The sequence below is a fragment of the Bacillus sp. A260 genome, assembly GCF_009861435.1.
GTDB classification, from domain to species: Bacteria; Bacillota; Bacilli; order Bacillales; family Bacillaceae_G; genus Bacillus_A; species Bacillus_A cereus.
Genome location: NZ_CP046398.1, coordinates 4735871 through 4745528 on the forward strand (window position 1 = coordinate 4735871; position 9658 = coordinate 4745528).

Here is a 9658-nt window from a genome sequence, read left to right on the forward strand (position 1 = left end):
TATATTAAGACTCTTGATTCGCTTGTTCTTCTAAAATTTTCTTCATCATTGCAACCATGTCATCACGCAATTCTGGGTGTTGCAGGGCCATTTCAATTGTCGTTTGAACGAATCCTAGCTTTTCACCTACGTCGTAGCGCTTTCCTTCGAAATCGTAAGCAAATACACGTTGGATTTCATTTAAGCTTTGGATTGCATCTGTTAATTGAATTTCACCACCAGCACCGACATGTTGCTGTTCTAAGAACATAAAGATTTCAGGCGTTAAAATGTAACGGCCCATAATTGCTAAGTTTGAAGGAGCTGTACCTTGTGCTGGTTTCTCAACGAAATTGCGAACTTGGTAACGACGACCTTCTTGTTCTAATGGATCGATAATTCCATAGCGATGTGTTTCCGACTCTGGAACAGTTTGTACACCAATAACAGAAGAAAGTGTTTTTTCATACTCATCCATTAATTGACGTAAACACGGTTTCTCAGCTTGGACAATATCATCACCTAGTAACACTGCAAACGGCTCATCACCAATGAATTTACGCGCACACCAAACAGCATGTCCTAGTCCCTTCGGCTCTTTTTGACGGATATAATGAATATCTACCATTTTTGAAGAAGCTTGTACTTTTTCAAGCAACTCATATTTTTTCTTCTCTAATAAGTTTTGTTCTAGTTCAAATGCATTATCAAAATGATCTTCAATAGAACGCTTTGTTTTACCAGTAACGATAATAATATCTTCGATACCCGATTTCACTGCTTCTTCCACAATGTATTGAATCGTTGGTTTATCTACTATCGGTAACATTTCTTTCGGCATTGCTTTCGTTGCTGGTAAAAAACGTGTTCCTAATCCAGCTGCTGGGATTATCGCTTTTCTTACTTTTTTCATCACAAAATACCCTCTCTCCTGTCGGAATCAATAGCAATCATTTCCTACATAAAACAAAAGGGAGATTTCGCTCCCTTTTGTTCCTTACTACTTAAAATTACTTTGTATTATAAACGATTCATAATGTCTTCTTTAATAGTAAGTAACTTTTGTTCACTATTTTGTAAAGAACTATCTTTTACACCAAAGTAAAACTTAATCTTCGGCTCAGTTCCAGATGGACGTAGGCAGAACCATGAACCATCCTCTAATTGATATTTTAACACATTTGATTTCGGTAAGTGAATCTCTTCTTTATGTCCATCTTGTAAAGATGTAACGATGCTTGCTTTATAGTCTTCCACTGCTACGACTGTTAAGCCTGCTACTTCTTTCGGCGGATTCTCACGGAACGTTGCCATCATCTCTTGGATTTTTTCAGCTCCATCTTTTCCTTTTAACGTTAACGATACAAGGTCTTCACGGAAGAAACCGTACTTCTCAAATACTTCTAATAGACCGTCATATAACGTTTTCCCTTGCGATTTGTAGTATGCAGCTACTTCACATGCAAATAGGACAGATTGTACTGCATCTTTATCACGGCAGAATGGGCGGATTAAATAACCATAGCTTTCCTCATAACCGAATTGGAATTCATATTGTCCGCTTTCTTCATACTGCCTAATTTTCTCACCTATAAATTTAAATCCCGTTAACGTATCAACTGTATCTAAACCGTATGCTTTCGCAATTGTACGGCCAATCTCAGACGTTACGATTGTTTTTAATACGACACCGTTCTCCGGAAGCGTTCCGTTTTCTTTCTTTTGAGATAGTAAGTAATCAAGCATTAATGCACCTGTTTGGTTTCCTGTTAATACCTGGAACTCACCATTATGATTACGCACTGCTACACCAAGGCGGTCTGCGTCAGGATCAGTTGCGATTAATACATCTGCACCTACCTTTTCACCGTCACGAATGGCATACTCAAACGCTGCGTGCTCTTCTGGGTTCGGTGATTTTACTGTAGAGAAGTTTGGATCTGGTAACTCTTGCTCTTTTACAACTGTCACATCTGTAAACCCAACTTCTTTTAAACCACGGCGTACAGAAATATTTGATGTTCCGTGTAATGGTGTAAAGACGATTTTTAAGTCTTTGCCGACCTTTTGCACCATTTCTTTATTAATGATGACATTGTTCAATTCTGCAGCATATGCATCATCTACTTCTTGTCCAATAATATGTAATAAACCGTCAGCTTTTAATTGCTCTACATCAGCGACTTCAACTGTTAATTCATCTTCTACTGCATTTACGTAGCTAATTAACTCATCTGCCTCTTTTGGAGGTAACTGTCCACCATCTTCACCGTATACTTTGTATCCGTTATATTCAGGCGGATTATGGCTTGCCGTAAGAACGATTCCACTTACTGTATGTAAATGACGAACTGCGAAAGAAAGTACTGGCGTTGGACGTAAGCTTTCAAACACATATGTTGTGATACCGCGTGCCCCAAGTGTAGCAGCAACTTCCATTGCAAACTCAGGTGATTTATGACGAGAATCATAGGCTACAACAACACCGCGTTTTTTCGCTTCCTCACCTAATTTTTCAATAAAGCTTGCTAATCCTTTTGTTGCTTTACGAACTGTATATACGTTTAAACGGTTCGTACCAGCACCAAGTTCACCACGCATACCACCTGTGCCAAACTCTAGATTTTTATAAAAGCTATCCTCGATTTTCTTCTCATCTTGCTTCATATTTTCTAGCTGTTCTTTTAATTCTGCATCTAATTGTGCGTAAGAAAGCCAGCGACTAAATTCTTGTTTCCAATTCATTCTTCTCTCTCCTCTCGCTCGTCATACCTTTATTATATGAAAAAAACATGCTGTATCTCAATATTTTATAAAATCTAGCAGGATTTTACTAGGAATATTTGTATACACTATTGTTAAATACTCCACTAAAGGGAATGAGGATTATGCACGAATGGGGCTTGTCAGAAGAGCTCAAAATACAAACAAAGCAAATGATTGAAATTGCTGAAAAAGAACTATCGATTATGAGGAACGCAATCGATAAAGAAGACGAATGTATTTTATGCAAAATGGAAGATATTCATCATATGTTAGCAAATGTACAAACATTGGCAGCTACATACTATATTCAGGCATATTTATCACCTTATACGGAAAGTTCATCTTTTATTACAACAGCTATCCAACATTTAAGCGCCAGAAAACATGGTGCTCTTATCGTTGTGGAAAGAAACGAGACGCTTGAAGCCCTCATTCAAACTGGAACGACATTAAACGCTCATTTAACTGCGCCATTACTCGAATCAATATTTTATCCAGGTAACCCTCTTCATGACGGTGCCGTTCTCGTAAAAAATAATCATATTGTCTCAGCTGCTAATATTCTTCCTTTAACGAAAAGTACAGAAGTTGATCCTGAGCTAGGAACACGTCACAGAGCTGCAATTGGCTTATCAGAAAAGAGTGATGCACTTATATTAGTTGTCTCTGAAGAAACGGGCCGTACTTCTTTTGCTTTAAACGGGATTTTGTATACGATTTCTTTATAAAGTGAAACTTTAATCAGCCCTCACCAATCGGGCTTTTACGACAACCCCACCTAACTGCTTTGCTTTCGCTGAATTTTTGGGTGCGAGTCTTACTACCCGGCAAATAGCGGGGTAAACAAACCTATAAAAAGAAGACTGTTCCAAAATATTGGAACAGTCTTCACTTATACTCTTATTCTTCTCCAAAACGCTCCACAAGTGTTGCAAGTGTACGTACCATTGCACCAGTTGCTCCAGCTGGACCTAAGTCGTGCGCGCCTTTTGTTTCTGATGTTCCAGCGATATCTAAGTGTACCCACGGTGTATCTTCAGCGAATTCGCCTAAGAATGTACCTGCCATAACCGCATGTCCTTCACGGCCTGGTGAGTTATTTAAATCAGCAAACTTACTGTTTCGAACGCGTTCTTTATCACGATCAAAAATCGGTAGTTGCCAAATTGGCTCATCTGTTTCCATAGAAGCCTCTAGCACTTGCTCAAATAACTCTTCATTATTTGTCATTGCGCCTGTCGTATAGTTTCCAAGTGCAACAATTACACCGCCTGTTAATGTTGCAACATCAACAAGGTAGTTTGCACCAAGTTTTTTCGCATACGTAATACCGTCAGCTAAAGCTAGACGACCTTCTGCATCCGTATTTAATACTTCAATTGTTTTTCCGCTCATAGATGTAATTACATCGTCTGGCTTAAATGCCGTACCACTTACAACGTTATCAGTTGAAGGAATAACAGCGATCACATTTTGTTCTGGGCGAAGTTCACCGATAATTTCCATCGCACCTAATACAGCAGCTGCACCACCCATATCACCTTTCATACCGACCATGCCTTCACGTGGTTTTAAAGAATAACCACCTGTATCGTATGTAATACCTTTTCCAACGAATCCAATGACATCTGTCCACTCTTCTTTTCCTTTATAAATAAGAGCAATCATTTTTGGTGGCTCTACACTACCTTGGTTTACTGCAAGTAACGCACCCATACCAAGATCTTCCATCTCTTCTTTCTCAAGAACTTTATAGTCCATATCATACTTCTCCGCTAATTCAACAGCATACTCAGCAAGCTTTGTCGCTGTTAATACGTTTGGCGGCATATTTACAAGTGTACGAGCTGAATTTGTTGCACGTCCATGTACGTAGCCAACTGTTAATGCGGCTTCAATTTCTTGTGCATCTTCCGCTGTAATAGCCGTGAACTTCTCTAACTCTACACGATCCTTTTTATCTGATTTATACGTTTGTAATTCATATGTACCAAGGCCTTGTACCTCTGCTGCAATATGAGCAACATCAATCGCGTCTAATTTCTCTGTTACGAAAGAATCAAGTAAGATTGCTGCATCTTGTACTTTTGCTGCTTGCAGTGTTTTAAATGCCTTACCAAGAGCCGCACGTAACGTTTCTGTCGTGTAAGACTCTTTCTTGCCTAAACCAACAAAGTAATAACGTTTCACATTTGTTTTTCCTAAGCTATGCACTTTCGAAATGGCCTTTTTCTTCGTAGATAATTCTTTCTCTTCTAGTAAAACTTGTAATTGTCCTTCAAACGCTTTGTCCAGTTCTTGTACAAAACTACTCATTTTCTCTTCTTCAAATAAAGCAACAATTACTGCTTCATGACCTGCTAATTCTTTTTGTACTTGAAACATGTTCAGACCCCCTAAATTTCTCTACCACCATTATAACTTTATTTTCGATAAAATGCGACAATTCTAACTACAGTTATATGACGTGTAAAATCCCCTCTATTATGAAATAAGCCAAGAAAAAAAGTCTAGCGTAATTACGACTAGACTATCTTTGTTTTAAATATTGACCACGAAACACTTGCATCGTTTCGTCTTGATTTAACATCGTTAATTCTTCTTCTGAAAACTTACCGTTTCCAACTTTCACTACATACACATTTACTTTTTTCTTACCCCATTGGCTATAAACATCTTTCACCGTATCATAATATAGATCAAGACGGTTTCCTTTTATTGCACCGCCCTTATCTGCTACTACACCATACCCATAACCTGGTACGAATAAAATTGTTCCAATTGGGAATACGCGTAAGTCTGCTGCGATTGTGGAATATAAATCCCTTTTCGCCTTAACACCTGAATATGTAATACCATACTCCGGATGTCCCGGCCTCTTACCAGTTGACTCAATTCCCGACGTATAACCTGTTGCAGTCATTTCAATTGAACGATATTTAGACCAGTCGTTTGCCTGCTCTAAAGCATTTATCACTTCTTTACTCGGAGCAACATTTCTCTTAACTTCTGCTGCATGTACTTCTTTTGCACTCGTTCCCTCATACTTCTTTACAATCTCTAATAAAGAAACTCCTGTGAAAGCATTCCATGTTACGCATAATGCAATTGCAAGTAAACAAGTCATCATAATGCGAATACAATATCGTTTTAACATTTTTATATTCCACACTCCTTCATCGTTAATCATTCCCTATACCATGAAGGAATATGCAAAAAAATAATCTCCAACTTAATTGGAGATTAAAACATTTGATATCCGCTTTTCCGAAGTTTCTTGATTACGACTCCTGCTAAAGCAGCCCCTACTAATCCAGTAGATAGAATAAATACGTCTGCTTGTCCTAAGTGCGATACACTTGTCCCAAATGAAGAAAATGTTTCTTTCGGTTTTGAAAAATAATCCCACATACTCGCTTTATTAATAATAAGCATACAAACAATCGGATACACAATAACCATTACCCAAGTAGCTCGCAAAATCATGTTGAGTAAAAATCCAATTCCAAAGAACAAAATAAAGAATAACATCATTGAAATAAGTAGTACCGGTATACTCACTCTTTTCCCCTCTCCTTCGCACGTGCCGTAAATACGTGATAAGCTGTATAACCAAATGGTTCGCCTGGATTTAATGTTTTGTCCACTTCAAGATGTAGTTCTGATCTTCCTTCTAACAAATATTTAATAAGCACAGACGTATTCGGATCGTCTACAATCTTATCCGGATGTAAGAACGCCACTTCAGACAATTCTTTCTCCTGTATAATAATATTTTCTCCTTCAGGCTCCAAAAGAAAAATAATCATATTATCACTAATCTCATTACGAATAACACCCGATCGAACACCAATGATCCCCTTCACATGAGCGACAATGCCTGTCTCTTCTAACACTTCGCGTTTCACAGCTTCATCAACCGTCTCACCTTCATTTACAAAACCAGCCGGTAAAGACCATTTCCCTTTTAATCCACTGTATTTCTTCTTAACAAATAGCCACCTACCATCTTTTGTAGCTACTAAACCACTAACAGCTAGCCATACCTTCCCTCGTTTCTCCACGATGTAATAACCTCCTCTTTCGGAACGGACAGAATATTCTTTCTTTTTATATTATACTATATTTTTAATATGAAAAAAGCAGAAACAGCTCTTAGCCGTTTCTGCTTTTTCTACTATATATTAAAAGAACTTTAATTTACCTTTTTTAAGAACTAATAAAGGTCCACCTAATAAGAATAGGTAACGGTTATCGATTACTTTCTTCATGAAGGAAGCTTTCCAACCTGTTAACTTTTTACCCATAACAACGCCCATTGCATCGTCATGACCTAAAGAACATACAGATCCTTTATTATCAAATGCGAATTTTTTCATTTCACCTTTACCACGAACTAATACAGTTAAGTTGTGTGCAATATTGTAACCTTGTTGAATTGCGATTTGTGCTGTTGGTGGGTATGGACGGTTAATTTCTTCATTAATGATTAACGCTGCGTCACCAACCATGAATACATCTTCGTATCCTGGAGCATGCATGTACTCATCAACTTTTACACGTCCGCGCATTGCTTCAAATCCAGACTCTTCCACAATACCGTTACCACGAACACCTGCAGCCCAAACTACTGTTTCAGACTTAATTAATTCAGTGTCATCGCCATTCGCAACGATAATACCTTCTTCAGTTGCTTCTTTAATTGCTGTACCGATGCGGAATTCTACACCTTTTTTCTCAAGTTGTTTTACAGCGTATTCTACTAACGCTGGATCGAAACCTGGAAGTGCTGTTGGAGCAGCTTCTACACAGATGATACGTGCTTTTTCACGTGGTACATTGTACTCTTTGCAAAGTTCAGGAACACGGTTTGCAAGCTCACCTACGTACTCGATACCAGTAAATCCAGCACCACCAACAACGATTGTTACTAACTCATCGCGTTGTTCAGTTGCATATTTAGAGAAACTAGCTTCCATATGCTCACGAATTTCACGAGTTGCATTAATGTTAGCGATTGAGAATGCATGCTCTTTTAATCCTGTAATTCCGAATGTTTCTGATTCGAAACCAAGACCAATTACTAAGTAGTCATACTCTAACTCGCCGTCTTTTAAGATAATACGTTTTTCAGCAGCTTTAATTTCTACTACTGTGTCTTGTACAAAGTTTACTTTATTTGTATCAATAACGTCTTGAATATCTAGACAGATTTTTTCATCTTGTAATGTACCAGCTGCGCTCTCGTGTAACCAAGTCGCTTGGTAGTGATAGCTGTTGTTGTTTACTAGCGTAATTTCAGCTTCATTTACAGATAATGCTTTTTGCAGACGAACAGTCGTAATCATCCCGCCATAACCTGCACCTAAAACTACGATTTTTGGAGTCTTCACCAAATCACAACCCTTTTCTTTATATAATAGTAATGAGAAATAATACCAAGTACTAAAAACTCTATTTGTCAAGAATGTGGAATTTATCACATTCTATATCATAACAAAACGCAGTCAAAAAATCGTACGAATTTTGTCATAGAAATTTAACATAATACTTCCCTATATTAGTCGGTTTTATTCCAGAATTCAAGCGTCTGGAGAATTATCAATATTTTAAAATAACATAGCGTTTTCAAGGGTTTTTTAGACTTTTTTTCATGTATTTTCCTTTCTGTATATTTTATACAATAAAAAAGAACCTATGCGAAAACTTACACACAATTCAGTCGTTTTCAGAAGTATTATGAACTCAAATATGCTATCATTTATTTGAAAGTGTCATCATTTGCAGGATTTTCGTGTACATATGAACAATATATGAAATCAATATCAAAATTCCATCTATAGGGGGAATGAAAGTGGCAGAAAATCAAAAAGTTTACGACATAACAATTATTGGTGGTGGTCCAACAGGGCTGTTCACAGCATTTTATGGCGGTATGAGACAAGCAAGTGTAAAAATCATTGAAAGCTTACCTCAACTTGGAGGACAATTATCCGCACTCTACCCTGAAAAATACATTTATGATGTAGCTGGATTCCCAAAAGTGCGCGCACAAGAATTAGTTGATAACTTAAAAGAGCAAATGAAGAAATTTGACCCAACCGTTTGTTTAGAAGAAGCTGTCGATACGCTTGAGAAACAAGCTGACGGTATATTTAAACTTGTTACGAATAAGCAAACTCACTATTCTAAATCAGTTATTATTACTGCTGGCAATGGTGCTTTCCAACCACGCCGCTTAGAATTAGAAGGTACAGCAAAGTATGAAAAGAAAAACTTACATTATTTCGTTGATGATATGAATAAATTTGCCGGTAAGCGCGTCGTAGTATTTGGCGGCGGCGATTCAGCTGTTGATTGGACAATGATGTTAGAACCGATCGCTGAAAAAGTTACAATCGTTCATCGCCGCGATAAATTCCGTGCGCATGAACATAGCGTCGAAAACTTAATGAATTCTCGTGCAGAAGTAAGTACACCGTATGTTCCAGTTGAACTCATTGGTGATGACAAAATTGAACAAGTCGTTCTTCAGCACGTAAAAACGGAAGAAAAAGTTATCATCGATGTTGATGACGTAATTGTAAACTATGGCTTCGTTTCTTCTCTTGGCCCAATTAAAAACTGGGGCTTAGATATACAAAAAAACAGCATCCTTGTAAATTCAAAAATGGAAACAAATATTCCTGGCATTTACGCTGCTGGTGACATTTGTACATATGAAGGAAAAGTAAAACTCATTGCTTGCGGCTTCGGTGAAGCACCAACAGCAGTAAACAATGCAAAAGCTTACTTCGATCCAAATGCAAAACTTCAACCAATGCATAGCTCAAGCATGTTTTAATATGTAGAAATAAAAGCTCCTTCCATACGTGGAAGGAGCTTTTATTTTATATACCACGAAAGCACACTG

Annotated in this window: 9 protein-coding genes; 2 read left to right on the forward strand and 7 right to left on the reverse strand. The window is 37.7% G+C overall.

The window, feature by feature from the left end:
- Window positions 1-4: 4 nt before the first annotated feature.
- Both galU and GD442_RS24160 read right to left on the reverse strand, forming a co-directional pair.
- A complete protein-coding gene (gene galU / locus GD442_RS24155) occupies window positions 5-892 on the reverse strand; it encodes a UTP--glucose-1-phosphate uridylyltransferase GalU (RefSeq protein WP_002097988.1) in 888 nt (295 codons plus the stop codon).
- Between the two features lie 107 nt (window positions 893-999).
- Complete coding sequence (locus tag GD442_RS24160; RefSeq protein WP_001104221.1) at window positions 1000-2724, reverse strand: phospho-sugar mutase; 1725 nt, start codon at window positions 2722-2724, stop codon at window positions 1000-1002.
- A 143-nt stretch (window positions 2725-2867) separates the two neighbouring features.
- On the opposite strand from GD442_RS24160, the gene cdaS reads away from it, so the two are divergent.
- The gene (gene cdaS / locus GD442_RS24165; protein WP_000545252.1) at window positions 2868-3473 is read left to right on the forward strand and encodes a sporulation-specific diadenylate cyclase CdaS; all 606 of its coding nucleotides are present in this window, start codon (window positions 2868-2870) and stop codon (window positions 3471-3473) included.
- A 172-nt stretch (window positions 3474-3645) separates the two neighbouring features.
- Here cdaS and pepA read toward each other — a convergent pair whose 3' ends face one another.
- From pepA to GD442_RS24190, 5 genes are all read right to left on the reverse strand, one after another.
- A complete protein-coding gene (gene pepA / locus GD442_RS24170) occupies window positions 3646-5130 on the reverse strand; it encodes a cytosol aminopeptidase (RefSeq protein ID WP_000487944.1) in 1485 nt (494 codons plus the stop codon).
- 145 nt (window positions 5131-5275) lie between these two features.
- Window positions 5276-5902 (reverse strand): 3D domain-containing protein, encoded by a 627-nt coding sequence (locus GD442_RS24175; RefSeq protein ID WP_033687547.1) that lies wholly within the window; start codon window positions 5900-5902, stop codon window positions 5276-5278.
- Between the two features lie 86 nt (window positions 5903-5988).
- Complete coding sequence (locus GD442_RS24180; protein ID WP_000027016.1) at window positions 5989-6306, reverse strand: YuiB family protein; 318 nt, start codon at window positions 6304-6306, stop codon at window positions 5989-5991.
- Window positions 6303-6809 (reverse strand): NUDIX hydrolase, encoded by a 507-nt coding sequence (locus GD442_RS24185; protein WP_000415315.1) that lies wholly within the window; start codon window positions 6807-6809, stop codon window positions 6303-6305. The genes GD442_RS24180 and GD442_RS24185 overlap by 4 nt, the downstream gene beginning before the upstream one ends.
- 120 nt (window positions 6810-6929) lie before the next feature.
- Entirely contained in the window at window positions 6930-8138 is a 1209-nt protein-coding gene (locus GD442_RS24190; RefSeq protein ID WP_000856612.1) for an NAD(P)/FAD-dependent oxidoreductase, read from the reverse strand.
- A gap of 461 nt (window positions 8139-8599) precedes the next feature.
- On the opposite strand from GD442_RS24190, the gene GD442_RS24195 reads away from it, so the two are divergent.
- Window positions 8600-9589, forward strand: a complete 990-nt coding sequence (locus GD442_RS24195) for an NAD(P)/FAD-dependent oxidoreductase (RefSeq protein ID WP_000829785.1) — start codon at window positions 8600-8602, stop codon at window positions 9587-9589.
- The last annotated feature ends 69 nt before the right edge of the window (window positions 9590-9658 follow it).